We start from the raw sequence: 23,136 nt of genomic DNA, 5'->3' as shown, positions 1-23,136 counted from the left end.
TTATTTTAAAAATAAAACTTGTATTATCTTGTTTTAATCTGTTATTATGCGTCCACAAACCAAAATAAAACTTGTTAAAAGGTATTTATGAATCAAGGAGTACAACAATCAATTTCAATTTGTGGCAGTCAAGCTAAATTGGCTAGCCATATTGGTGTTAGCCAGAATGCAATAAGCATTTGGTTAAATAATGGAAATAAAATGGACGTGAAATATATCCCAAGAATTATCCAAGCAACCAACGGCGAAGTAACCGCAAGAGATCTCCGTCCTGATGTTGATTGGGACACAATTAAAGCAAGTTTATAAGGAAAGGTGGTGTATATGGCAAAAATTAGAAAACGCCCTACAAGTAATGCGTTAAACACGAAAGTCAATTTTTTTCGGTCAGTTGACAATGTATTTGTTGTAAATCGGTTATCAGTGTATTTAGGTAATCCCTGCCAGTGTCGTCATCAGGTGAGAGCTGCTGTTTTAACTGTTGATAATCTTCAATCTGCTTTAGATAAAATTGTGAAAGAGGCTCTAGATCGACCGACGGCGGCAAGAGCGAAATTAAAAGATGAGTATTAAGTGATAGTTGTTCTAGTTGGTGAGAAATAATGGTAGCAAATAAATTTTGGCGATCAATGCGTTTTTGTATTTGCTGTTCTAACTTTTCTAACCGAGCTTCCAAATTTTTAGTATCCATAAATTTTTCCTAGTTAGATAGATTGGGGAATACAGTTTAACAAAATTTAAGGTGGTGTATTAACAAATAAAACTAAAGCGTTTTAATCCAACGAAAAAAATGCTCAACTCCATTTTTAATACGATGACGTTCTTTGTAAGTAAAGAACATCATTAATAAAGCGTTAAAAAAATAAAGTTGGCGTTGATTAAAGGTGTAATTAAATAAAGTGAGTGAAGGTTCATCACTTAATAAAACGATATTCAACCAAGTGATCATGGCAAATATAGACCAGTTAAGGATAAAAATGAGAAATCGTAATAACCAAGTAAGCATAGCATACCTCGCAACATTAGTTTCTTTTATAGCATTTGTATTAATACAAATGATTTTAGCATAACGGTAAAAAGGTGGTTTAAATGAACTCTTTAAATTCTAACCCTTATTCTTCTGACGATAATAAGGATTCATTAAATCAACAGGGCGATAATCATCTAAAGGTATATCCGCTTCTAACATTGGATCGATTGAAATTGCAAGCTGAACGAGTTGCTCGGCTTGTTTATGTTTCCCTTGATCGTGCAGCTTGCGAATCTGATCACGCAGAAACCAAGCCACGTCCGCAGGCTGAAACCAATTATTTAAACCTAATTCGTAAAATTGGCGAAGCATTTTATCAGTTAGATGATGGTATTCCGATTGCTGAAGCGATAAAAGCAATGCCTGATAAAAATAGAGCAAGACCGATTTATCAAAATGTTTCTTTTTTTGAGGTGTTGTGTTTGCTACGGTCGTTTGGGTTGCCGCTTGATGGTGAGATAAGTTTTTATCGTCATTTTGCATTTTTTGCTCCTACGTTAGATGCGTTAGCTGAAAAAAGCGAAAAATTATTAGGCGAGCTATTGACATTATTAGTGCTAGTTAAGCTCGCACAACATTATCAAGATTTTAATCCAGATGACAATGAGAAATTTTCTGCATTCATCAAAGTATCATTTTCTCAATGGGTTAATGGGATTGTTGATGAACTTATTACGCAAGGTGGTAAATAATGGCAAATATCGATCATCGTTGCACAAACTGCGGTAGTGCAAATTTGAGAGTGAGGACATCGGAGAAAGTCGGGTTGTTGGTTATTGGCACCACGCTCTATTGCAATAGTTGTGGCACTAAGCTGGAGGTAAAGAGCCAGATTACTAAAGTATCAACACCGACTTATCACGAGCGACCAGAGGCGCTGCGAGCGAATAAGCCATTATTGCAGATAGACAATAAAACGCTAGATATGTTCGAAGCAGAACAACAGTCGTAATTCTTTTTTAATTAAAACACTGTGCAAATTATAGCCTTTTTATTAAAGGGCTAGTTTTTTGCACCCTAAATTTGAGGATTTGAACAATGATTAAACAACCTTATCGCTACAAAGTTTTAAAGCAACAGAAGAAACGTATCAACCTTATCAAGCTAGAACAGCGTATTGAAGCGTTAGAACGAGCTGTCGCACAACAAAATCGGATGAATGCACATATTGCAAGCAACAATCAGATTATCAATTTGGCAAATGAAAGTTTGTTAGATCGCGTTGAAGCATTAGAAGCATTGCACTACAAGCCAACGTTTTTGAGTTGGTTGTTTGGAAAATTGGGTAAATAGGAGTCGTTATGTCCACTGTAGATTTGGCAAGAGATGAATTTTTTAAGTCGTTTCATCGACTTTACAACGAGTCAGAATTTGCAGCGGAACGACTTTTTGAAAAGTTGACGTTAATGCAGAAAACAGCGGTGGCGAGAGCGGCTAATGTTGAGTTTAAGCGGCATTTGCGTGATTACGACATAGAAGATAGACGCAAAATTGGTAACGCTATTCGGCAAATTAAAGCGATTGCAAAGGCATTTAATTTACCCGTTAGCGTAAATGATTTTTTAAAAGTTGATTCAGAGGTGGTGTATGAAGATTAAGCAAAGATTAAGAGTAAACAAAAAGATGGTAGAGGGGGCAATTTATTACTTTGGTGAAAATTGTCGTGGTTATTTGGGGCTTTGTAAAACACGTTCAATTAAAGATCGTGCAGCATTATTAGAGAAAGCGAGTCGCCAGCGTCAAGCAATGGCGGATTATGTGGTGTTGAGAAATAGAATTCAACGTGTGTTAAGTGCGGATTATGTGGTGTTGCACTAAGGAGTTAATGATGAACGAACGTATTTTTTTCGATCTTGGTGAACGTTTTTGCGTACAACGTGCAGAGAACGGTCAAGGTTTTTGTAAGACATCATATGCGTTTGATGTGAAACATGGCGTTTGGAAGCCTGCGGATATTACAGAATATCCTAATTTTGAGGAGTTGTTGCTCGCAATTTTTAAAGAACAATTTGCTAAGACAGATCGTTCCCCTGTTGCGGTATTTGATGCCGTAAATGCGGTTATGGTGCAAATGAAAGAAGAAGTGATAAGAGTAAGGGATTTATAAAATGACACGCTACGCCACCATTAAACAGGCTGCGGATTATGTGCAGGTTGAACGTGTTGCGCCGGCAGGATTAACGCCGGTGCAGTATCAACTGTTTAATTGTGGCGATGAGGATATTTTCCGTTTCGGTATCAGCAAAATTCAGGGCTTGCCTGATTCGTTAAGTAAGTATTTTGTTAATCGCTATTTACGTTTGTTCCGCCAAAATGGGAGGTTTGCTGCTAACACTTGGCTACGCACCACGTTAGACAACGGGGTGCTTGAGCGTGTTGAGGCGGTGCTTAAACGTCACCCGATCAGCAAAAATGTGACCAAAACCACCGCAAAATGTTATCAGATTGATGATGAAGGTAACCGCATTAAAGGGGCGTTAAAAGAGGTCGCGTTGCACGAGTTTAATCGGCAGGATGTTGAACGTTTTGCCGCACGGATGGCAGATGAGCAATTTGTGCTTTATCAGGATTTTATTGAGCGTGAATTGGAAAATTGCACCGATAAGCAGGCGATTGATGCCAAACTGAAAGCGTTGTACTACAAATTGGCAAGGTTGACCGAGCTTAAGGGGATCACACCGCCTTTTTGGCATAAATATCATATCGGCAAGATTTTACGCAAAGAGGTCGGCGTGGCAATTTTGAAAATGTGCGATGAGGAGTGGTGGTGCAATCAGTTGTGGCAAAAGCGTTCATTTTTGCGTGAACATTTGGCGATTGCAGTCGGTCAGGTACAGGCGAAAGCCAGCCCTTATGCGAGTTTTGAGGCGGTGGCGGAATGGCGTTATCAACGCCGTAAAAATACGGATTTTATCAAGCAAATACAGTTAATCAATGAAGAGGACGAAGAGGAACAACTCGGACTCGATGAGATGTTTTATAAAACCGTGTCTAATCCTGCGGTGCGGCGTTGTGAGTTGATGAACCGAATGCGCGGTTTTGAAGAGTTGGCAAAGATTTATGGCTATGTGGGCGAATTTTATACCTTGACTGCTCCCTCTTCTTATCACGCTATCCATTCTAAAGGTGGGTTTGTGAAAAACTGGAATTTTAGCAATCCACGTGATACGCAAGACTATTTGTGTAAAGTCTTTGCTCGTATTCGAGCTGCATTAAAACGTCGGGGCATTAATATTTTTGGTTTTCGGGTGGTTGAACCTCATCACGATGGTACACCGCATTGGCATATGTTGTTCTTTATGGAGCAAAAGCACGTTGATACCGTGCGTGAGATTTTTGCGAAATATGCCCTTGCGGAAGATGGCAATGAGGCAGGAGCAAATGAACATCGTTTTACCGCAAAAGCGATTGATTGGGAAAAAGGATCGGCGACTGGCTACATTGCGAAATACATCGCTAAAAACATTGACGGTTACGCTTGTGATGATGATGTGGACGATGAAACAGGCGAGAAATTAAAAGATGTGGCGAAGAATGTTTGTGCGTGGGCATCTAAGTGGCGGATTCGTCAATTCCAGCAAATTGGTGGTGCGCCTGTTTCGGTTTGGCGTGAATTACGTCGTAAGCATGGACAACTAGTTGGCGATGAGAAGATCGACGCCTTAATTGAAGCAGCAGATAGCGGAGATTGGACTAAATACACTGAATTGCAAGGCGGTGCGTTTGTCAGTCGCAAGGAGTTGGTGGCGCGTTCCGCTTATGAGGAACGTGAGCCGAATAAATATGGTGAGATTAGCAAAAAAGTGATTGGTGTTTTCAACCAGTTGAAAGCAGGAGTTGAGGTGGTGTTGACGCGTTTGAAACGGTGGCGTTTGGTGCGGAAGCAGGATAAGGCACAAGCGTCATCAGACGCTCAATTAATATCGGCGCGTAGCGCCGCTTGGAGTTCTGTCAATAACTGTACGGAGGAAGAAGAACAAAAAATAGACAATATTAGTAAGGAGATTAGTTCAGATGAAAAAATAAACGATATGAGCGATGAGGAGCGTTTAGCGACGTTAATCAGTCGTAAACGTGATTGGCTTTTGAGTAAAAAAATCCATTTTACCGATGATCAGTTTGTTTATTTGGCAAAACATCGACGTATCAGAATCAGTAAAACGGAGGTGTTGTCTTGCGAAATGGATGAATTGCGGATTTTGCAGAGTGAGTTTTGAGGTGTGATATGGCAGAAGTGAAGGAAAAGTTATTAATGGAACAGGTATCTAATCAAGCACTATTAGAAAAATTGCAGGCAGTAGAAGCGTTATTACTGCAACAAAAAGAACCTCTAACAGAAGATAGTAAAGAGCTTTGGACAGTGGCAGATATTGCGGCTTATTTTAAGTTAAGCGAGCGTCATATTCGTGGTGCTGTAATTGCTGATCCGTATTTTCCGCAACCAGTGCAAGTTCCATCTCAGCGTGACATTAGAAAGAAAAGCTCAAGTTTACGTTGGATTGCTGGCGATGTGGTGCGCTATGCAGAGAGGAAAAAGGCGAGGAGAGTTTAAATGGATAAATTAATAGAATATCAACATTTATTAACTGTTAATAAGCCATTTATTATTGATAATTTAAAAGAGAAAGATTACTGGGCCACACCAAAAGAGGTAGTAGAAAATATTCAACGATTAACTGGGCTTAACTTTAATCTTGATGCTTGTGCAAATAAGCAAAATACAAAATGTGAGGAGTTCATAACTGAAGAACAGAACACATTAATTACAGATTGGGGTAAATATAAGCAAGTGTTTATGAATCCACCTTATTGTAATCCATTACCTTTTATTATTAAGGCTGTTAATGAATGTTATCGGAATCACAATCAAGTGGCCATATTATTAAACATTGATACATCTACAAGGTGGTTTAAAGTTTGTGAAGTATTTGCAAGCCAGATTTATTTTATTACTAGTGGTCGAATTTCTTTTCTTGATTATCGAACAAAAGAAAAAGTAAAAGGAAATAATAAACCACAAATGATAGCCGTTTTTTATCCGCCTTATTCCAAAAAATATAACAATAAAGTTCAAACATATTTTATTGATATTAATAATTTACAGTAAAAGAAAAGGAGTTATAGTAAAAACCTAATCCAGCAATTTAACAACATCAACCATATTCGGGGCATAGTAAGTATTAAGCAGAATTTTAATATCTCTATGCCCTGATATTTTTGCAAGTGTCATTACATCAACTTTTTTGGCGAGCCGTGTTAACGCTTCACGGCGGGTATCGTGGAAATGTAAGTTTGCATTATCTAATGCTGCTTTTGCTTTCAATTTTCGGAAATTGGCATCTAGTTGTGCTGGCTTTAGTTGGAAAATGAGATCAGTATCATCAGTTTTTATTTTTTCCATTTGTTGAATAATTTCCATTGCCACTGATGACAATGGAATATCTCTAGGGTGTCCGTTTTTAGTTTGTGGTAAATGTAATAGTCGTTTATCCATTTTGAGATCTTGCCATTTTGCGTTGCAGATTTCTCCAGCTCGCATTGCGGTTTCGAGCGCAAATAACATTGCGGCTGCAACTCTATTTTGTATTGTTGTTGGGATCTGTTGCTTGTTATAATCTGCAACAAATAAAATTCTGTTTATTTCCTCTTCACTTAATCGGCGTGTTCTTTCTGGCGGTTGAGTTGGTCTTTTTAGGTTTTTGAGTGGGTTTTCTTTTAGATATTTCCATTCTGTTACTGCAGTATTTAATAGGTGAGATAAAGTATTCCATTCACGCAATACAGTCGCAACACTAACTTCTTTTTGGCGTTCTTCTTTCCATTGGTGAAAATGGTATTCATCTAAATCACGTAAGTTAATTTGTCCGATTTTTCTGTTACTAAGCCTTGTTAGGCGAATAACTTCATTTTTGTAGCTTCGTTTTGTGATGGATATTTCTTTAATGTATTTATCAATAAGATCTGAAAATGTAATGTTTGGTATGTGGTTTAGGTCGCCATTGAAAATTTTACTTTCCATTTCTAAAGCCCACGCTTGTGCTTCTACTTTTGTGCGAAATTGAGCTGAACGTGAGATGCCTTTTCGTCTTATTTGTACTCGCCAGCCGTTGTTCCGTTTTGTTAATGTAGCCATTATTTCTTTCTCTATTTTTGGGTGCAATTTCGGGTGCAATTTGGGTGCAAATAGATAATAAATTAGATCATTTCAGATCATCAAGACGACAAAATAATAGCAATTTACTGTATATTTGTACAGTATTTTTAGAAATGTTTTCTTGTTAATTTTTGGTGTAAGTTGTTGATATTATGAGTATTTTAGACAACAAAAAACCGCCTTTTTATCGGCGGTCTTTTTTTTGAAATCTTTTTAGTGGTGCCTAGGGCCGGACTCGAACCGGCACACCCGAAGGCGGTTGATTTTGAATCAACTGCGTCTACCAATTTCGCCACCCAGGCATCAGTGAACGAGGTGCATTATACGGATGTTTACGACGGTTGCAAGCATAAAATTTACGAAAATGTTCATTCGGTGCTATTTTCAACAATTTTAGCTAAATTGTATTTTTCTTATCCTATATTGCACCTATTTTTATGATTTCCCTATAATTAACGACAAAATTCCGGCAGCAATTAGTGGACCAACAGGCACTCCACCTAAAAAAGCAACACCTAAAATCGTGCCAATCAATAACCCTGTTACTAATGTCGGATAGGCACTCATCAAAGAAACACCTCTACCACCCAACCAAGCAACCAAAATACCTACAGTAATAGCTAAAAACATTTTCCAGTGCAATAATTGTTTTAACTCCGGCAAACTGATTTTTCCTGATACTAATGGGCTTAATACACCGATAGTTAAGATAATAATCCCTATTGTTAAACCGTATTTATCGAGCCAAACAATATGTTTTGCTAACGGTGTTTGTTGCATTAGTAATAATACCGATGCCGCCACTGTTACTGAACTATTATGTCCAATAACACCCAAAGCAATTAAAACGACTAAAAAAAGAGCTATCCCATTAAATTGTAAAGACATTTTTCTTCCTCAATCCAAAACAACCAAGCCAGGCAAAGTTGCAAAACATTGATTTTTCACTGTTTCATAAAAATCATCAATATAAGCAACATTTCTATCTTCCGTACGAATTGCCGCATATAAATTACTATATAAACCCTGTTCAGTAATTTTTCTTGCTACAACATACCCTTTTTCCAAATAAGGTAACACCGCCCAGTAAGGTAATGCCGCAATTCCTCGTTTACTGGCGACCAATTGTATCATTGCAATAGTTAACTCCGTAGTCCGCCTGATCGGATTTATTCCTACCGGTTTCAGCACCTTACGCAACAAATCCAACATATCATCCGGCACCGGATAGGTAATCAATGTTTGATCGACAAAATCTTGTGCCTGCCAGACCTCTTTAATTGCCAGTTCGTGATCTCTCGCACAGATCCCTACCATTTCATAAGCAAACAAAGGACGATAGATCACTTCGCTGTTTTCTTCGATTTCCGATACCACTGCCCAATCAGCACGATTCGTTAATAATAATCCCACCGGATCGGTCTGGAAACCGGAAACAATATCCAATTCAACCAATCCCCAATGTTGTCGAAACTGATCCATTGCTGGCATTAACCAATCAAAACAGGTATGACATTCCACCGCAATTCGCAACTCTCCAGCCTCCCCCTGTTTAACACGAGCCAAATCACGCTCTGCAATAACCACTTTGGGTAGAACCTCATTTGCCAATTGAATCAAACACTCCCCAGCAGCAGTAAAACGGATCGGTGAAGTTTTCCGTTCAAACAAGGGTAAACCGAACTGCTCTTCCATCAGTTTTAATTGATGGGAAAGCGCTGATTGCGTTAGATAAATACGTTTTGCAGCTGAAGACACGCTACCAGTCTCCTTTAATGCTAATAATGTTTTTAAATGTCGTAATTCTAAAAAAGTAGGTTTCATCTTTATTAATTTAATTCATCTTAAATATGAAAATTATGAGCTTTCATCATACAAAATTTTTCGTTATTCTGCATTATATAAAGACGTTTAGACGTCTATTTAGATCAATTTTAATATAAAAATATAAGGAGATGCATTATGACAACATTTCACATTTTAGGTTTTCCGCGTGTTGGCGCAAAACGTGAACTAAAATTCGCTCAAGAACGTTATTGGCGACAAGAGTTATCTGAACAGGATTTATTAACCGTTGCAAAATTATTAAGAGAAAAAAATTGGCAGCACCAAGCGGCGGCGAATGCGGATTATGTGGCGGTGGCTGATTTCACCTTCTACGATCATATTTTGGATCTGCAAGTGGCAACTGGGGCGATTCCTGCGCGTTTTGGTTTCGACAGCCAGAGCTTAACCCTTGACCAATATTTCCAACTGGCGCGTGGGAATAAAGATCAATTCGCCATTGAGATGACAAAATGGTTCGACACCAACTATCACTACCTTGTGCCAGAATTTCACAAAAATACCGAATTTAAAGCCAATCCTGCCCATTATGTGCAACAAATTCGCGAAGCAAAAGCACTCGGTTTGAACGTTAAACCAACCATTGTTGGGCCATTAACGTTCTTACATTTAGGGAAAGAAAAAGGTGATGCCTTTAACCGCTTTGATTTATTAAACAAACTCGTGCCTGTTTATGTGGAAATTCTTAATGCGTTAGCGGCTGAGGGCGTGGAGTGGATTCAAATTGATGAGCCAGCTTTAGCGGTGGATTTAGCCCCTGAGTGGGTTGAGGCTTACAAAGCGGTGTATGCCACATTAAGCGAAAAAGTAAACGCAAAATTATTACTTGCGACTTATTTTGGCTCGGTGGCACAACACGCGGAATTGCTCAAAGCCTTACCTGTGGATGGTTTGCACATTGACTTAGTGCGTGCGCCTGAGCAACTGGCTACCTTTACTGATTATGACAAGGTACTTTCAGCCGGTGTGATTGATGGGCGTAACGTATGGCGTGCCAACCTCAATCAAGTGCTAGATGTGCTTGAACCCTTAAAAGCCAAATTGGGCGAGCGTTTATGGATTGCACCAAGTTGCTCTTTATTGCATACCCCTTATGATCTTTCCGTAGAAGTGCAACTCAAAGAGAACAAACCTGAGCTTTACAACTGGTTGGCGTTCACGCTTCAAAAAGTGCAAGAATTGTCCGTCATTAAGACCGCACTTGAACAAGGGCGTGCTGCCGTGCAAGCAGAGCTTGATGCAAGCCAAGCGGCAGCTGATTCGCGTGCCAACAGCAAAGAGATTCATCGCCCTGAAGTGGCAGCACGTTTAGCTAACTTGCCAGAAGGTGCAGATCAACGCAAATCGCCATTTGCTGAGCGTATCGCCAAACAAAATGCGTGGTTAAATTTACCGTTATTACCAACCACAAATATCGGCTCATTCCCACAAACCAGTGAAATCCGCCAAGCTCGCGCCCAATTCAAAAAAGGTACGCTAAGCCTTGAAGATTACGAAGCGGCAATGAAAAAAGAAATCGAGTTGGTAGTACGTGAGCAAGAAAAACTCGACCTTGATGTCCTCGTTCACGGTGAAGCGGAACGTAACGATATGGTGGAATACTTCGGGGAATTATTAGACGGTTTTGCCTTCACCAAATTCGGCTGGGTGCAAAGCTACGGTTCACGTTGCGTGAAGCCACCAATTATTTACGGCGATGTAGTACGCCCTGAGCCGATGACGGTTCGTTGGTCGCAATACGCCCAAAGCCTCACCAACAAAGTGATGAAAGGAATGCTCACTGGCCCTGTTACGATTTTACAATGGTCGTTCGTGCGTAACGATATTCCGCGTGCGACCGTGTGTAAACAAATTGGTGTGGCATTGTCTGATGAAGTGTTAGATTTAGAAAAAGCGGGCATTAAAGTCATTCAAATTGACGAACCAGCGATCCGCGAGGGCTTACCGCTCAAACGTGCGGATTGGGACGCGTATCTTCAATGGGCAGGCGAAGCGTTCCGTTTAAGCTCAATGGGCGTGCAAGATGATACACAAATTCACACGCATATGTGTTATTCCGAATTTAACGACATCTTGCCAGCCATCGCGGCACTGGATGCAGACGTGATCACCATTGAAACTTCACGTTCGGATATGGAATTGTTAAACGCATTCGCCGATTTCAAATATCCAAATGATATTGGCCCAGGTGTGTACGATATTCACAGTCCACGCGTACCAAAAGCAGAAGAAATTGAACATCTGCTACGCAAAGCCTTGAAAGTAGTACCAAAAGAGCGTTTATGGGTGAACCCAGACTGCGGCTTAAAAACCCGCGGCTGGACAGAAACCTTACAACAGCTTCAAGTGATGGTTGATGTGACGAAGAAATTGCGTGCTGAATTAAGTTAAAATAAAGCAGGTGCGGTCATTATATCCGCACCTTTTAACTTCATTTACAATAAAATTGAGCAGCATCTACATTTGGCTTCAGCAGATAAAAATACACTACACCAAACAGCTTTAAATGCATTTCATCAATGCTCATCTTCCCTAAAATTTCAATATTGGTAAATTCAACCTCGACAGAAAACTTCCTGTTATAAATGATATGAAACAAAGATTAGTAATGATTATTTAAAATATTCTAGGAATTGAATTTTGATTTGGTTAGACTAACGCCCACAAATGAAAAAATTTTAGGAAAAATTATGGATAATGGTAACAAGGTCGAATTATTGGTCAATGTTACCCCGAATGAAACAAGGATTGCCTTAGTTGCTGGGGGAATTTTGCGTGAAGTGCATATTGAGCGAGAAACAAAACGGGGAATTGTTGGCAATATATATAAGGGGCGGGTAACACGAGTTTTACCAGGAATGCAATCTGCTTTTGTCGATATCGGTTTGGAAAAAGCGGCTTTTTTGCACGCTTCCGATATTGTTTCACACACTGAATGTGTCGATGAAAATGAACAAAAGCAGTTTGTAGTTAAAGATATTGCAGAATTGGTACGTGAAGGACAAGATATTATTGTTCAGGTGGTTAAAGATCCGTTAGGAACAAAAGGGGCAAGATTAACCACAGACATCACCCTTCCCTCCCGCTATTTGGTATTTATGCCGGAAAATAGTCACGTTGGAGTATCACAACGAATTGAAAGCGAAGAAGAACGTGCCCGTTTAAAAGAATTAGTCACACCATTTTGCGATGAATTAGGCGGTTTCATCATCCGTACTGCTGCGGAAAACGTTTCACTGGAAGAACTTAAGCAGGATGAGGATTTTCTAAAGCGTTTATGGCGTAAAGTGCTGGAACGTAAAGTACGCTCAACCGCACCGGCAATGCTTTATACCGAACCAGCATTAGCACAACGCATTATTCGTGATTTTGTTGGGATGACAATTGATAGTATCCGTATTGATTCAAAATTAGTATTCCTTGAAGTCAAAGAATTTATTGAAGAATTCTTGCCTCATCTCACTCATACGCTATCAGTTTATACTGGTCCTCAACCGCTATTTGATCTTTATAATGTTGAAGACAGCATTCAAAAAGCGCTGAATAAACGGGTTAACCTCAAATCCGGAGGTTATCTCATTATTGAACAGACCGAAGCAATGACTACAATTGATATCAATACTGGTGGTTTTGTCGGTCATCGTAATCTGGAAGAAACTATTTTTAATACTAACATTGAAGCAACACAAGCGATTGCTCAACAACTTCAATTACGTAATCTCGGCGGCATTATTATCATCGATTTTATTGATATGCAGATTATAGAACACCAAGAACGTGTATTGCAGTCCTTACGCGACGCATTAGCAAAAGATCGAGTAAAAACAACAGTTAACGGTTTTACACAATTAGGTTTGGTGGAAATGACTCGGAAAAGAACACGGGAAAGTTTGGAACACGTTTTGTGTGAAGAATGCCCTAACTGCCACGGACGCGGTCACGTAAAAAGTGTTGAAACCATTTGTTATGAAATTGCTCGTGAAATTATTCGTGTTCATCATCTCTACTCAAGTGAACAATTCTTGGTTTATGCCTCTCGGGCAGTAGCGGAACATTTAATTAATGAAGAGACACACGCTCTACTCGCCGAAGTTGAAGTCTTCATCGGGAAGAAAGTGCAAATCAAAATGGAACCTTACTATACACAAGAACAATTTGATGTCGTTGTGATGTAATTACACTCAAATTTATAGACCAATAATAAAACATTGCTCTATGAATCGCCTTGGTTTGGAAGAGATGACTCCTCCTAAATTAGAGACAGTTAACCGCCGTGAACGTCGGGATTTCAACTATTTAGATTTTTTGATGAAACAATTCTATCTATTCCGCCACGCACAAAGTCAAGCCAATGTTGGCGGAATACCGCTCCCTGATCGAGAAATTCCAATTACCAAACTCGGTCAACAACAGGCTTTAAATCGTTGCAAACAGTGGGAAATTCAACCCTCTGCATTATACTGTTCCCAATTTTTACGTACTCAACAAACAGCTTTACCTTTTATGCAAAAATATCAGTTACCGCTGCAACAGCTCTCTTGCTTAAACGAATTGAGTTATCTCGATTTTGCAATGATTCAATCGCTTACCACAGCCCAACGCCAACAACTTGCCACGCAATATTGGCTCACTGCCGAACCGGAAGATAAACAAGCTGCACAATGCGACAGTTTTCTTGATTTTAGTCGGAGAATTGATGATTTTTGCCGACAAATTACGACTTTTCCTGATAATAGTCTATTTTTTACGCACGGTATCTGGTTAGCACAACTATCATGGAAAATTCTCGGTTATCGAGTAAATAGTAATCAGGATATGCAACGTTTTCGCCAATTTACTCTCGACTTAGCAATTCCTAATACAGCTACATTTTTATTAACTGTCAATAACCACTGTTTACAATTACAATATCTACCAGATTATACTGCTCCCAGTGTTTGACATCCTCCCCGTCCTAAAGGTCGGGGATTCCTACCAGTGCCCATTTCAAACAATCGGCTACTCTCGGTGGGTTCTTGCTGCTGACCGCCAGTGCGGTTCACTTCACAAGCGCTACGGCGATGTCCTCACCTGATTTTCATTATACCTAAACGATTTCTCGCCCACGTGCTAAAACATTCATCGCACCAACCACATCCGCATTTTCTGTGTAGCCACATTCTACGCATTCAAAATGTACCTGCGTTTGTCGGTTTTCTTTGGCGATATGACTACAACAAGGGCAAGTTCGGCTGCTATTTTGTGGCGGAACTGCCACTAAAAATCCGCCTCGCCATTGCGTTTTGTAGCTCAACTGACGGCGAAACTCAAACCACGATTGATCGAGTATCGAACGGTTTAAACCTGATTTTGCTGCCACATTTTTGCCGTGTTGCGCCGTTGTGCCTTTCGCTGACTTTGACATATTTGATACCTGCAAATCTTCAATATAGATCATAGCGTGGTTTTTGCTGATTTGTGTTGAGATTTTATGCAAAAAGTCTTTACGACAATTGGCGATTTTATGATGCAATTTGGCGATTTTCGCCTTTAATTTCTGCCAATTTTGGCTAAATTTTACTTTATTTTTAAGCCTCTTTTGCAGTTTAGCCAATTTTCCTTTGTAAGTTTTAAAGGCGTTAACCGGTTCAAAATATTCACCATTTGACAATGTTGCAAAACGTGGAATGCCCATATCTATGCCGATTTCTCCGCCTTTATGCGTTGGAATTTCATATTCAAATTCCGTTTGAATACTGACAAAAAATCGTCCGCACTTTTGGCTTACCGTCACATTTTTGATTTCGCCGACAACCTTACGACTGTTACGATAGCGAACCCAGCCAATTTTTGGTAGACAAATACGACTATTTTGTTGTTCCAGCTTACAACCTTGCGGAAAGCGAAAACGCTCTTTTAAACCTTTTTTCTTAAATTTTGGGAAATCTGCTCGCTGTTGAAAGAAATTTTTAAACGCACTTTCTAAGTCTTTTAACGACTGTTGCAACACTTGCGAATGACATTCTTTCAGCCACGGAAGTTCTTTTTTCCATTGTGGAAGTAGGTTGGCGATTTTGGTGTAACTGAACTTAAAGCTGTTATCTTGCTCGTATTGTTCATTTTGCCAAGCTAACGCCCGATTAAATACAAAACGAGAACAACCACAGAACTGTTTAATTCTGCGGATTTGGCTGCCGTTTGGCATTATCTCGAATTTGAAGGCTTTGCGTAGTTGCATTGACAAGGTTTAGAATGTAAGTTTTCCACATTTTACATTTGGTCTATGAAAAAAGAAAATGATTAGGAAGAAAAACTATCCAAATATCCGCAAAAAACTTGGGGCAATCAGCTTTGGTCGTCGTCTTATTTTGCTGGTGGTTGCGGTGGTGCCCCAATTTCAATTATTCGCCAATACATCGAGCAACAACAAACACCTGATTAGTTAGGTTTGAAACGGCTTACGCCGTTTATGCCTTATATCTCCGCCTGAAGGACGCACGAATCTGATAAACATTGTTATTTATAGAATGAACAGCATATAATGCTTACCATTTTTTCATAGAAATTTTTTGACATAACACATTAATAACAGTATGAAGATATTAGACCAAGTAACAGACTCTTTATTAGCGCCAAACCGACTTTCCATAGAACAACTCCCAACGATTTTTGATCAATTTTCCAATCGACAAATTGATTTTGCCGATCTCTTTTTTCAATCCTCAATGGATGAAGTTTGGACATTAGAAGATGGTATTATCAAAGAAGGAGGGTTTCATATCGATCAAGGTGTAGGTGTGCGTGCAATCAGCGGTGAAAAAACCGGGTTTGCCTATTCGGACGTTATCAATTTGAATGCTTTACATAATTGTGCTTTAGCAGCAAAGGGAATTGCTAATCACAAATCTCCCGTTACTCCCATTTTTCAAAAAGGTTTTAATACTGTCGATCCTATCTTACGCTATGCCGCAATAAACCCTTTGGACACGCTATCGCGCGAACAAAAAATTGCCCTATTACATTTGGTTGATAAAACTGCTCGTGCGGAAGATCCTAGAATCACTCAGGTATCCGTCAGTCTTTCTACATTGTATGAAGAAGTGCTTATTGCCGCTACCGATGGTACACTGGCAGCGGATATTCGTCCATTAATTCGTTTATCAATTTCCGTTTTAGCAGAACAGAATGATCGCCGTGAACGTGGTAGCGCCGGAGTTGGTGGTCGTCGATCCTTGACTTGGTTTTTCGAAGATTATCAAGGTGAACAGCGTGCTGTTTATTTTGCAAAACAAGCCGTTCGCCAAGCCTTAGTCAATCTTAATGCTATTGCTGCTCCTGCCGGAATGATGCCGGTTGTACTGGGAGCTGGCTGGCCCGGAGTATTATTACACGAAGCGGTTGGACACGGTTTAGAAGGCGATTTTAATCGTAAAAAATCATCGTTATTCAGCGGCAAAATCGGTGAATTAGTCACTTCTCCGCTCTGCACCATTGTTGATGACGGCACCTTGCCGGATCGCCGCGGTTCACTCACGATTGATGATGAGGGTGTACCGGGACAATACAATGTTTTGATTAAAGACGGCGTTTTACAAGGTTATATGCAAGATAAATTGAATGCGCGTTTAATGGGAATGAAACCCACCGGCAATGCTCGTCGCGAATCTTATGCCCATTTACCGATGCCGCGTATGACCAACACCTATATGCTACCGGGCGCACACCAATTTGATGATTTGATTCAATCTGTCGATTATGGCGTTTACGCACCACACTTTGGTGGCGGTCAAGTCGACATCACTTCCGGCAAATTTGTGTTTTCCACTTCAGAAGCCTATTTAATCGAAAAAGGGAAAATCACCAAACCGATTAAGGGCGCAACCCTCATCGGCAGTGGGATTGAAGTAATGCAAAATGTATCAATGGTAGCGAATGAATTGGAAATTGATCACGGTATCGGCGTTTGCGGCAAACAGGGGCAACGCGTACCGGTCGGCGTTGGTCAACCGGCATTGAAAATCGAAAAAATTACTGTCGGCGGCACCAATTAATGAATTATTATGCAATTTAATTGATTAAATATTCAATTAAGCGTATTCTGAGTTCATTCTATTTTCAGAAAACAGATTGAGGCGAAAATGATGCAACAACAAATTAGACGTAGCGATTTTAATTATGTGATGGTTCAGAACTATACTCCTGCAAATTTTATTCCGGTTAAAGGTAAAGGAAGTCGTGTTTGGGATCAACAAGGCAAAGAGTATATTGATTTAACCGGCGGCATTGCCGTTAATGCATTGGGTCACTGCCCTGATGAACTTATTGAAGTATTACAACAACAAGGTTCAACTCTGTGGCACTCCAGCAACTGGTTTACCAGTGAACCGACCCTCGCTTTGGCAAAATCTTTAGTTGCCAAAACATTTGCTGAACGCGTTATGTTTGTTAATTCCGGCGCAGAAGCTAATGAAGCAGCGTTGAAACTGGCACGTCGTTATGCAGTAGATCATTTTGGTTATCAAAAAAGCAAGATAATTTCTTTTAAACAGAGTTTTCACGGTCGTACTCTGTTTACCGTTAGCGTAGGCGGCCAAGCAAAATATTCTGATGGTTTCGGCCCTAAACCGGCAGATATCATCCACGTTCCTTATAACGATTTGGAAGCGGTAAAAGCAGTGATTGACGATCACACTTGCGCTGTCATTCTTGAGCCGATCCAAGGCGAAAGTGGCGTTATTCCTGCCGATAAAGCCTTTTTACAAGGATTGCGTGAATTATGCGATCAATATCAGGCGCTTTTGATTTTTGATGAAGTACAAACCGGTGTCGGTCGTACCGGATACCTTTACGCTTATATGCAGTCCGGCGTTGTGCCAGATATTTTAACCAGTGCCAAAGCATTGGCAAACGGCTTCCCGATTGGCGCAATGTTGACCACAGACAGAATCGCCGCCAGCTTTAAACCGGGCGTACACGGCACCACATTCGGTGGAAATCCGTTAGCCTGTGCCATTGGTAACAAAGTTATCGAAATTATCGGTAATCTGCACTTTTTGCAAAAAGTGCAGGAAAAGGGAGAATTTATCAAACAACAGTTGGCAAAATTAAACCAGCAAACACCGATTTTTAAACAGATTCGTGGCGAAGGCTTATTAATCGGTGCAGAATTGGTTGAACAGTATCACGGAAAAGCAATGGATATTTGCCATCTTGCCAATCAATTCGGTCTAATGCTGTTGGTTGCCGGCCCGAATGTCGTGCGTTTTGCACCGGCGCTGAATATCTCTCAGGCTGAATTGGATGAAGGCTTGGCACGTTTTGCTAAAACCTTGACAGAATTCACAAAATAGTTATTGTGAGCTAGTCAAAGCGCAGCAAATGTGATAGCTTTTCAACGTTTTTATTACACAGGAGTAATCAATAAATCACTATGAGTGACGAGCATTCGACAAATTCAAACGAAAGCAATGCCAAAAAAGGGTTCTTTCAATCTTTATTAAATAACTTTTTTCCGGCTGATCCTAAAAATAGGGAAGAACTGGTGGAAGCTATTCGTGATTCAGAACAAAATGAGGTCATCAATCAAGAGACACGACAAATGATTGAAGGCGTCATTGAAATTTCTGAATTACGGGTACGAGATATTATGATCCCCCGTTCACAAATTGTCTTTATTAATGCACAACAGAGTTTGTCTGAATGTCTTGATGTAATTATTGAATCTGCCCACTCACGTTTTCCAGTGATCGCAGATGAACGTGATAATGTCATTGGTCTATTGTTGGCAAAAGACCTATTGAAATATTTACGTCCGGATGCACAACCTTTTTCTGTACACGAAGTGCTTCGTCCAGCAGTTATTATTCCGGAAAGCAAACGAGTCGATAGAATGTTGAAAGAATTTCGATCCGAGCGCTTTCATATGGCAGTTGTAGTAGACGAGTTCGGTTCAATTTCCGGATTGGTTACTATTGAAGATATTTTAGAACAGATTGTCGGAGATATCGAAGATGAATTTGATGAAGAAGACATTGAAGATATTCGTCAACTTTCAAAACATATCTATGTAGTGCAGGCTTTAACCGATATTGAAGATTTTAACCAATATTTTGGTACCGATTTTACCGGTGAAGAAGTTGACACTATCGGTGGTGTCATTATGCAGGCTTTCGGTTACCTACCAACAAGAGGTGAAAGCATCACGCTAGATAATATTGAATTCAAAGTCACTTCTGCTGATAGCCGACGCATTATTCAATTACGTGTTATCATTCCTGATGAGCAATTGGAAAAAATGCAGCAAGATAATCAGGAAAATAACAACATATAATATGTTAAACTTGAAATGGCAGACTACATTATAGTCTGCCATTCTTTATTCTGAATTTAACAAAATAAGATTAAGATATTGAGATTATTATAATGTTAAAATATTTATATCCTATTCTTGCCGTTTTTTCCGGCATTATCGGTGTTTTTGCTTATGCCCCTTTCAATTATAGTTGGCTGGCTTTTATTTCTATTTTTTTACTATTAGCCGTTATTAAATATGCACCTTCAACTAAATTAGCATTAATATCCTCTTTTTTATGGGGGATGAGCTATTTTAGCTTCGGTTTAAATTGGATTAATATCAGTTTAGATCAATTTGGCGGTTTATCCACTGCCGCAGCTTATAGTTTAGTACTCGTTTTAGCGGCATATTTATCGCTATTTCCACTATTATTCAGTTGGTTGATCAGAAAATTAGCAGTACAACAAGCGATTATTTTCGCAATTCTCTGGACCTTTACTGAATTTCTACGAGGTTGGTTATTTACCGGTTTTCCTTGGTTACAATTCGGTTATACTCAGATCGATACTTTTCTTGCTGGTATTGCTCCTTTCTTCGGTGTTCAGGGCATCACCTTTGTAATGGTATGGTTATCTACATTAGGATTAAATATTATTCACACTCTAATAAACAAAAATGATCGCCATTTATTATTAGCAACATCACAAACTTTTCTAGTTATTATTTTAGTGGTTATTAGTTATTACAGTAATAAAATTACTTTTATCAAACAAAATACACAACAGAAACCGCTTACAATCACCTTAGTTCAAGGAAATATTGAACAGCAAAACAAATGGAATCCTGATTATATTTATCAATCACTCGATATTTATCAGAATCTAATTATGCCTCATCTAGGAAAAAGCGATATTATTATTTTGCCTGAATCTGTATTGCCATTATTAGAAAATCAGCTTACACCGTATATTGAGATGCTGTCGCGCTTATCACAACAATCTAATAGTGCTATTTTATTAGGTACAATTTATCAAGCAACCGGTAGTGAGCATTTATATAATTCATTAATTGCACTAACACCACAACAGCCTTATGACATTAACCATACGTCACGATATTTAAAACATCATCTTGTGCCTTTCGGTGAATATATCCCTATTCCATTTATTGAAAATATTATTAATATTCCTTTTTCAAGTATATCTGCGGGTAAATTACAACAACCCCCACTACAAATAAAGCAAGCAAATTTTACTAACGCAATTTGTTATGAAATCATTTTTGATAGTGAAGTACAAAAGAGTCTGCAACAAAATACTGATTTTCTGTTAACCATTTCCAATGATGCTTGGTTCGGCACTTCAATAGGCCCGTGGCAACATTTCCAAATGGCAAGAATGCGTGCATTAGAATTAGGGAAACCACTTATTCGCAGTACTAATACCGGCGTGACGGCATTTATCGATCCGTTCGGTAAAATAATCAAACAAGCACCGCAATTCACAGCGACCACACTGACGACTGAAATGTATAAAGTCAGTGGAAAAACGCCATTTGCAGTATTTGGCAATACGCCGCTTTATCTCTTATCCATTATCTTATTTACACTACATTTATTAGGTGGTTTATTAAGAAAAATACTATTGAAGAAAATGTTGTCGCATCAATAAGTTAATTTGAAATCAAGCTATCAATACAACACTTATTTGCTGCTTTAAGCAAATTAAGCAAACAAAAAACCGGTAATCTCTCGAATACCGGTTTTTGCTATTTATGATACAGACGACTAAAAACTAGCCTAAAATTTCGCGTAATGCTTTACCAATATCGGCAAGGCTGCGAACGGTTCTTACTCCAGCAGCTTCTAAAGCTGCATATTTTTCATCTGCTGTGCCTTTACCACCACTAATAATCGCACCGGCGTGTCCCATACGTTTGCCTTTCGGTGCAGTAACCCCAGCAATATAAGAAACAACAGGTTTAGTCACGTTTTGTTTAATATAAGCAGCAGCTTCTTCTTCCGCAGAACCACCAATTTCACCGATCATTACAATCGCTTTGGTTTCAGGATCAGCTTGGAATAATTTAAGAATATCAATGAAGCTTGAACCCGGAATAGGATCACCGCCAATACCAACACAAGTTGATTGCCCATAACCTTCATCTGTAGTTTGTTTTACTGCTTCATAGGTTAATGTACCTGAACGTGAAACAATGCCAATACTACCTTTTTTGTGAATATGTGCTGGCATAATACCGATTTTACATTCATCCGGAGTAATCACACCCGGACAGTTTGGTCCAATCATTCGTACACCGGTTTGATTTAATTTTTGTTTAACTACCAACATATCCTCGGTTGGAATACCCTCAGTGATACAAACGATTAATTGAATGCCGGCATCAATCGCTTCCAAAATAGCATCTTTACAACCAGGTGCAGGTACGTAAATTACACTTGCTGTTGCACCAGTCGCTTCAACCGCTTCGCGTACAGTATTAAATACAGGTAACCCTAAATGAGTTGTACCACCTTTATTTGGTGAAACGCCACCAACAAGTTGGGTACCGTAAGCTAATGCTTGTTCTGAATGGAATGTTCCTTGACCACCAGTAAAACCTTGGCAAATCACTTTTGTATTTTTATCAATTAAAATAGACATTATTTATCCTCCGCTGCTTTAACCACTAACTGTGCTGCTTCTGTTAATGAGTTGGCAGCTGTAATTTTAAGTCCGCTGTTGGCAAGAATTTCGCGTCCCAATTCAGCGTTATTACCTTCCAAACGCACAACTACCGGCACGTTAATTCCGACTTCTTTCACTGCATCAATAATACCATTGGCGATTAAGTCACAACGTACGATACCACCGAAAATATTGACTAATACCGCTTTCACGTTTTTATCTGAAAGAATAATCTTGAATGCAGTAGCAACACGTTCTTTAGTCGCGCCACCACCAACATCAAGGAAGTTTGCTGGGTTACCACCGTGCAATTTAACGATATCCATTGTACCCATTGCCAAGCCGGCACCATTCACCATACAACCGATGTTACCGTCAAGTGCAACATAGTTAAGTTGTGATTCTTCCGCTTCAGCTTCACGTGGATCTTCTTGACTTAAATCACGCATTGCCAATAAATCCGGATGACGATATAACGCATTACCATCAATCACCACTTTGGCATCAAGACAGTGCAATTTACCGTTTTTCAAAATCACAAGCGGGTTGATTTCAAGTAGAGAGGCATCTTTTTCAACGAACAATTTAGTTAATTGACAGAACATTTGAGTAAATTGTTTGGTTTGTTCCGGATTTAAACCAAGTTTAAATGCCAATTCACGACCTTGATAAGGCATACCGCCGATCAAGGCATCAACATACACTTTATGTAATAAATGTGGGGTTTTCGCCGCAACTTCTTCAATGTTTACACCACCTTCAGTTGAAGCCATAAAGACAACGGATTGTGATGAACGGTCAATAACCATACCGACATAAAGTTCTTTTTCAAGATCTGATGCTTCTTCCACATAAATTGTGTTGACCGGCTGTCCATTCGCATCAGTTTGGAAAGTCACTAAACGTTTACCTAACCATTTGTTAAAAAATTCAGTTAATTGTTCTTCTGTCTGAACCAATTTAACACCACCGGCTTTACCACGTCCACCGGCGTGAACCTGACATTTGACCACCCATTCTTTACCGCCCAATGTTTTCATTGCCTGCAAACCTTCTTCGACAGTTTGACAAGCAATACCTCTGCTCACTGGTAATTTATATTCAGCAAAAATCTGCTTACTTTGGTATTCATGTAAATTCATGATTT

The 23,136-nt window shown here is 39.4% G+C and carries 25 protein-coding genes, 1 tRNA gene and 1 pseudogene; 18 read left to right on the top strand and 9 right to left on the bottom strand.

Annotated features, from left to right (window positions below; translation table 11 throughout):
* Window positions 1-87: 87 nt before the first annotated feature.
* On the top strand, window positions 88-309 hold the full coding sequence (locus tag ACXPAV_RS02315; RefSeq protein WP_458003890.1) for a YdaS family helix-turn-helix protein: 222 nt from the start codon (window positions 88-90) through the stop codon (window positions 307-309).
* 64 nt (window positions 310-373) lie between these two features.
* On the opposite strand, the gene ACXPAV_RS02310 is transcribed toward ACXPAV_RS02315, so the two are convergent.
* Together ACXPAV_RS02310 and ACXPAV_RS02305 are read right to left on the bottom strand one after the other, a co-directional pair.
* The gene (locus tag ACXPAV_RS02310) at window positions 374-691 is read right to left on the bottom strand and encodes a hypothetical protein (RefSeq protein ID WP_039088910.1); all 318 of its coding nucleotides are present in this window, start codon (window positions 689-691) and stop codon (window positions 374-376) included.
* A gap of 72 nt (window positions 692-763) precedes the next feature.
* Entirely contained in the window at window positions 764-1,006 is a 243-nt protein-coding gene (locus tag ACXPAV_RS02305; RefSeq protein WP_458003889.1) for a hypothetical protein, read from the bottom strand.
* Window positions 1,007-1,089: 83 nt separating this feature from the next.
* Between ACXPAV_RS02305 and ACXPAV_RS02300 the strand changes: the two genes are divergently transcribed.
* The 9 genes from ACXPAV_RS02300 to ACXPAV_RS02260 all read left to right on the top strand — a co-directional run bounded on the left by ACXPAV_RS02300 (window position 1,090) and on the right by ACXPAV_RS02260 (window position 6,137).
* Window positions 1,090-1,722 (top strand): hypothetical protein, encoded by a 633-nt coding sequence (locus ACXPAV_RS02300; RefSeq protein WP_458003888.1) that lies wholly within the window; start codon window positions 1,090-1,092, stop codon window positions 1,720-1,722.
* Entirely contained in the window at window positions 1,722-1,982 is a 261-nt protein-coding gene (locus tag ACXPAV_RS02295; protein WP_458003887.1) for a hypothetical protein, read from the top strand. The genes ACXPAV_RS02300 and ACXPAV_RS02295 overlap by 1 nt, the downstream gene beginning before the upstream one ends.
* An 86-nt stretch (window positions 1,983-2,068) precedes the next feature.
* On the top strand, window positions 2,069-2,323 hold the full coding sequence (locus ACXPAV_RS02290; RefSeq protein ID WP_458003886.1) for a hypothetical protein: 255 nt from the start codon (window positions 2,069-2,071) through the stop codon (window positions 2,321-2,323).
* A gap of 8 nt (window positions 2,324-2,331) precedes the next feature.
* Complete coding sequence (locus tag ACXPAV_RS02285; protein ID WP_458003885.1) at window positions 2,332-2,628, top strand: hypothetical protein; 297 nt, start codon at window positions 2,332-2,334, stop codon at window positions 2,626-2,628.
* A complete protein-coding gene (locus ACXPAV_RS02280; RefSeq protein WP_458003884.1) occupies window positions 2,618-2,848 on the top strand; it encodes a hypothetical protein in 231 nt (76 codons plus the stop codon). The genes ACXPAV_RS02285 and ACXPAV_RS02280 overlap by 11 nt, the downstream gene beginning before the upstream one ends.
* Window positions 2,849-2,855: 7 nt before the next feature.
* The gene (locus tag ACXPAV_RS02275; RefSeq protein WP_458003883.1) at window positions 2,856-3,137 is read left to right on the top strand and encodes a hypothetical protein; all 282 of its coding nucleotides are present in this window, start codon (window positions 2,856-2,858) and stop codon (window positions 3,135-3,137) included.
* A 1-nt stretch (window position 3,138) separates the two neighbouring features.
* Window positions 3,139-5,247 carry a replication endonuclease gene (locus ACXPAV_RS02270; RefSeq protein WP_458003882.1) on the top strand — a complete coding sequence of 703 codons (2,109 nt, stop codon included), beginning with the start codon at window positions 3,139-3,141 and terminating at the stop codon, window positions 5,245-5,247.
* An 8-nt stretch (window positions 5,248-5,255) separates the two neighbouring features.
* On the top strand, window positions 5,256-5,582 hold the full coding sequence (locus tag ACXPAV_RS02265; RefSeq protein WP_458003881.1) for a hypothetical protein: 327 nt from the start codon (window positions 5,256-5,258) through the stop codon (window positions 5,580-5,582).
* A complete protein-coding gene (locus tag ACXPAV_RS02260; RefSeq protein ID WP_458003880.1) occupies window positions 5,583-6,137 on the top strand; it encodes a phage N-6-adenine-methyltransferase in 555 nt (184 codons plus the stop codon).
* A gap of 24 nt (window positions 6,138-6,161) precedes the next feature.
* On the opposite strand, the gene ACXPAV_RS02255 is transcribed toward ACXPAV_RS02260, so the two are convergent.
* The 4 genes from ACXPAV_RS02255 to ACXPAV_RS02240 all read right to left on the bottom strand — a co-directional run bounded on the left by ACXPAV_RS02255 (window position 6,162) and on the right by ACXPAV_RS02240 (window position 9,008).
* Window positions 6,162-7,163, bottom strand: coding sequence for a tyrosine-type recombinase/integrase (locus ACXPAV_RS02255; protein WP_458003879.1), 1,002 nt, complete (start codon window positions 7,161-7,163; stop codon window positions 6,162-6,164).
* A 238-nt stretch (window positions 7,164-7,401) separates the two neighbouring features.
* Window positions 7,402-7,486: transfer RNA gene (locus ACXPAV_RS02250), tRNA-Leu, on the bottom strand.
* Window positions 7,487-7,619: 133 nt separating this feature from the next.
* A complete protein-coding gene (locus ACXPAV_RS02245) occupies window positions 7,620-8,072 on the bottom strand; it encodes a DUF441 domain-containing protein (protein ID WP_039142049.1) in 453 nt (150 codons plus the stop codon).
* Between the two features lie 9 nt (window positions 8,073-8,081).
* The gene (locus ACXPAV_RS02240) at window positions 8,082-9,008 is read right to left on the bottom strand and encodes a LysR family transcriptional regulator (RefSeq protein ID WP_458003878.1); all 927 of its coding nucleotides are present in this window, start codon (window positions 9,006-9,008) and stop codon (window positions 8,082-8,084) included.
* Between the two features lie 138 nt (window positions 9,009-9,146).
* Between ACXPAV_RS02240 and metE the strand changes: the two genes are divergently transcribed.
* The 3 genes from metE (at window position 9,147) to ACXPAV_RS02225 (ending at window position 13,970) form a co-directional block, all read left to right on the top strand.
* Window positions 9,147-11,420: a 5-methyltetrahydropteroyltriglutamate--homocysteine S-methyltransferase gene (gene metE / locus ACXPAV_RS02235; protein WP_458003877.1), complete on the top strand. Its 2,274-nt coding sequence runs from the start codon at window positions 9,147-9,149 to the stop codon at window positions 11,418-11,420.
* A 299-nt stretch (window positions 11,421-11,719) separates the two neighbouring features.
* Complete coding sequence (gene rng, locus ACXPAV_RS02230; RefSeq protein ID WP_013745210.1) at window positions 11,720-13,204, top strand: ribonuclease G; 1,485 nt, start codon at window positions 11,720-11,722, stop codon at window positions 13,202-13,204.
* A 40-nt stretch (window positions 13,205-13,244) separates the two neighbouring features.
* On the top strand, window positions 13,245-13,970 hold the full coding sequence (locus ACXPAV_RS02225; protein WP_458003876.1) for a histidine phosphatase family protein: 726 nt from the start codon (window positions 13,245-13,247) through the stop codon (window positions 13,968-13,970).
* 145 nt (window positions 13,971-14,115) lie between these two features.
* Here ACXPAV_RS02225 and ACXPAV_RS02220 read toward each other — a convergent pair whose 3' ends face one another.
* Window positions 14,116-15,246, bottom strand: a complete 1,131-nt coding sequence (locus ACXPAV_RS02220; RefSeq protein WP_458003875.1) for an RNA-guided endonuclease InsQ/TnpB family protein — start codon at window positions 15,244-15,246, stop codon at window positions 14,116-14,118.
* A 67-nt stretch (window positions 15,247-15,313) separates the two neighbouring features.
* On the opposite strand from ACXPAV_RS02220, the pseudogene ACXPAV_RS02215 reads away from it, so the two are divergent.
* The 5 genes and pseudogenes from ACXPAV_RS02215 to lnt all read left to right on the top strand — a co-directional run.
* A pseudogene (locus tag ACXPAV_RS02215) lies at window positions 15,314-15,450 on the top strand (transposase); the annotation flags it as partial.
* Between the two features lie 151 nt (window positions 15,451-15,601).
* Window positions 15,602-17,059: a metalloprotease TldD gene (gene tldD / locus ACXPAV_RS02210; protein ID WP_458003874.1), complete on the top strand. Its 1,458-nt coding sequence runs from the start codon at window positions 15,602-15,604 to the stop codon at window positions 17,057-17,059.
* Between the two features lie 90 nt (window positions 17,060-17,149).
* A complete protein-coding gene (locus tag ACXPAV_RS02205; protein ID WP_013745213.1) occupies window positions 17,150-18,358 on the top strand; it encodes an aspartate aminotransferase family protein in 1,209 nt (402 codons plus the stop codon).
* Window positions 18,359-18,438: 80 nt separating this feature from the next.
* On the top strand, window positions 18,439-19,338 hold the full coding sequence (gene corC / locus ACXPAV_RS02200; protein ID WP_458003873.1) for a CNNM family magnesium/cobalt transport protein CorC: 900 nt from the start codon (window positions 18,439-18,441) through the stop codon (window positions 19,336-19,338).
* A 92-nt stretch (window positions 19,339-19,430) separates the two neighbouring features.
* Entirely contained in the window at window positions 19,431-20,972 is a 1,542-nt protein-coding gene (gene lnt / locus ACXPAV_RS02195; protein WP_458003872.1) for an apolipoprotein N-acyltransferase, read from the top strand.
* 123 nt (window positions 20,973-21,095) lie between these two features.
* On the opposite strand, the gene sucD is transcribed toward lnt, so the two are convergent.
* Window positions 21,096-21,965: a succinate--CoA ligase subunit alpha gene (gene sucD / locus ACXPAV_RS02190; protein ID WP_013745216.1), complete on the bottom strand. Its 870-nt coding sequence runs from the start codon at window positions 21,963-21,965 to the stop codon at window positions 21,096-21,098.
* Window positions 21,965-23,131 carry an ADP-forming succinate--CoA ligase subunit beta gene (gene sucC / locus ACXPAV_RS02185; RefSeq protein WP_018347271.1) on the bottom strand — a complete coding sequence of 389 codons (1,167 nt, stop codon included), beginning with the start codon at window positions 23,129-23,131 and terminating at the stop codon, window positions 21,965-21,967. The genes sucD and sucC overlap by 1 nt, the downstream gene beginning before the upstream one ends.
* Between the last annotated feature and the right edge of the window lie 5 nt (window positions 23,132-23,136).

The sequence above is a fragment of the Gallibacterium sp. ZY190522 genome (assembly GCF_054166015.1).
This window is presented reverse-complemented; position numbering and strand designations above follow the sequence as displayed.

Excerpts from the sequence above, each read along its gene's own strand:
- ACXPAV_RS02315 (WP_458003890.1), top strand. The coding sequence starts at position 88 with ATGAATCAAGGAGTACAACAATCAATTTCAATTTGTGGCAGTCAAGCT.
- ACXPAV_RS02310 (WP_039088910.1), bottom strand. The coding sequence starts at position 691 with ATGGATACTAAAAATTTGGAAGCTCGGTTAGAAAAGTTAGAACAGCAA.
- ACXPAV_RS02305 (WP_458003889.1), bottom strand. The coding sequence starts at position 1,006 with ATGCTTACTTGGTTATTACGATTTCTCATTTTTATCCTTAACTGGTCT.
- ACXPAV_RS02300 (WP_458003888.1), top strand. The coding sequence starts at position 1,090 with ATGAACTCTTTAAATTCTAACCCTTATTCTTCTGACGATAATAAGGAT.
- ACXPAV_RS02295 (WP_458003887.1), top strand. The coding sequence starts at position 1,722 with ATGGCAAATATCGATCATCGTTGCACAAACTGCGGTAGTGCAAATTTG.
- ACXPAV_RS02290 (WP_458003886.1), top strand. The coding sequence starts at position 2,069 with ATGATTAAACAACCTTATCGCTACAAAGTTTTAAAGCAACAGAAGAAA.
- ACXPAV_RS02285 (WP_458003885.1), top strand. The coding sequence starts at position 2,332 with ATGTCCACTGTAGATTTGGCAAGAGATGAATTTTTTAAGTCGTTTCAT.
- ACXPAV_RS02280 (WP_458003884.1), top strand. The coding sequence starts at position 2,618 with ATGAAGATTAAGCAAAGATTAAGAGTAAACAAAAAGATGGTAGAGGGG.
- ACXPAV_RS02275 (WP_458003883.1), top strand. The coding sequence starts at position 2,856 with ATGATGAACGAACGTATTTTTTTCGATCTTGGTGAACGTTTTTGCGTA.
- ACXPAV_RS02270 (WP_458003882.1), top strand. The coding sequence starts at position 3,139 with ATGACACGCTACGCCACCATTAAACAGGCTGCGGATTATGTGCAGGTT.
- ACXPAV_RS02265 (WP_458003881.1), top strand. The coding sequence starts at position 5,256 with ATGGCAGAAGTGAAGGAAAAGTTATTAATGGAACAGGTATCTAATCAA.
- ACXPAV_RS02260 (WP_458003880.1), top strand. The coding sequence starts at position 5,583 with ATGGATAAATTAATAGAATATCAACATTTATTAACTGTTAATAAGCCA.
- ACXPAV_RS02255 (WP_458003879.1), bottom strand. The coding sequence starts at position 7,163 with ATGGCTACATTAACAAAACGGAACAACGGCTGGCGAGTACAAATAAGA.
- ACXPAV_RS02245 (WP_039142049.1), bottom strand. The coding sequence starts at position 8,072 with ATGTCTTTACAATTTAATGGGATAGCTCTTTTTTTAGTCGTTTTAATT.
- ACXPAV_RS02240 (WP_458003878.1), bottom strand. The coding sequence starts at position 9,008 with ATGAAACCTACTTTTTTAGAATTACGACATTTAAAAACATTATTAGCA.
- metE (WP_458003877.1), top strand. The coding sequence starts at position 9,147 with ATGACAACATTTCACATTTTAGGTTTTCCGCGTGTTGGCGCAAAACGT.
- rng (WP_013745210.1), top strand. The coding sequence starts at position 11,720 with ATGGATAATGGTAACAAGGTCGAATTATTGGTCAATGTTACCCCGAAT.
- ACXPAV_RS02225 (WP_458003876.1), top strand. The coding sequence starts at position 13,245 with ATGAATCGCCTTGGTTTGGAAGAGATGACTCCTCCTAAATTAGAGACA.
- ACXPAV_RS02220 (WP_458003875.1), bottom strand. The coding sequence starts at position 15,246 with ATGCAACTACGCAAAGCCTTCAAATTCGAGATAATGCCAAACGGCAGC.
- tldD (WP_458003874.1), top strand. The coding sequence starts at position 15,602 with ATGAAGATATTAGACCAAGTAACAGACTCTTTATTAGCGCCAAACCGA.
- ACXPAV_RS02205 (WP_013745213.1), top strand. The coding sequence starts at position 17,150 with ATGCAACAACAAATTAGACGTAGCGATTTTAATTATGTGATGGTTCAG.
- corC (WP_458003873.1), top strand. The coding sequence starts at position 18,439 with ATGAGTGACGAGCATTCGACAAATTCAAACGAAAGCAATGCCAAAAAA.
- lnt (WP_458003872.1), top strand. The coding sequence starts at position 19,431 with ATGTTAAAATATTTATATCCTATTCTTGCCGTTTTTTCCGGCATTATC.
- sucD (WP_013745216.1), bottom strand. The coding sequence starts at position 21,965 with ATGTCTATTTTAATTGATAAAAATACAAAAGTGATTTGCCAAGGTTTT.
- sucC (WP_018347271.1), bottom strand. The coding sequence starts at position 23,131 with ATGAATTTACATGAATACCAAAGTAAGCAGATTTTTGCTGAATATAAA.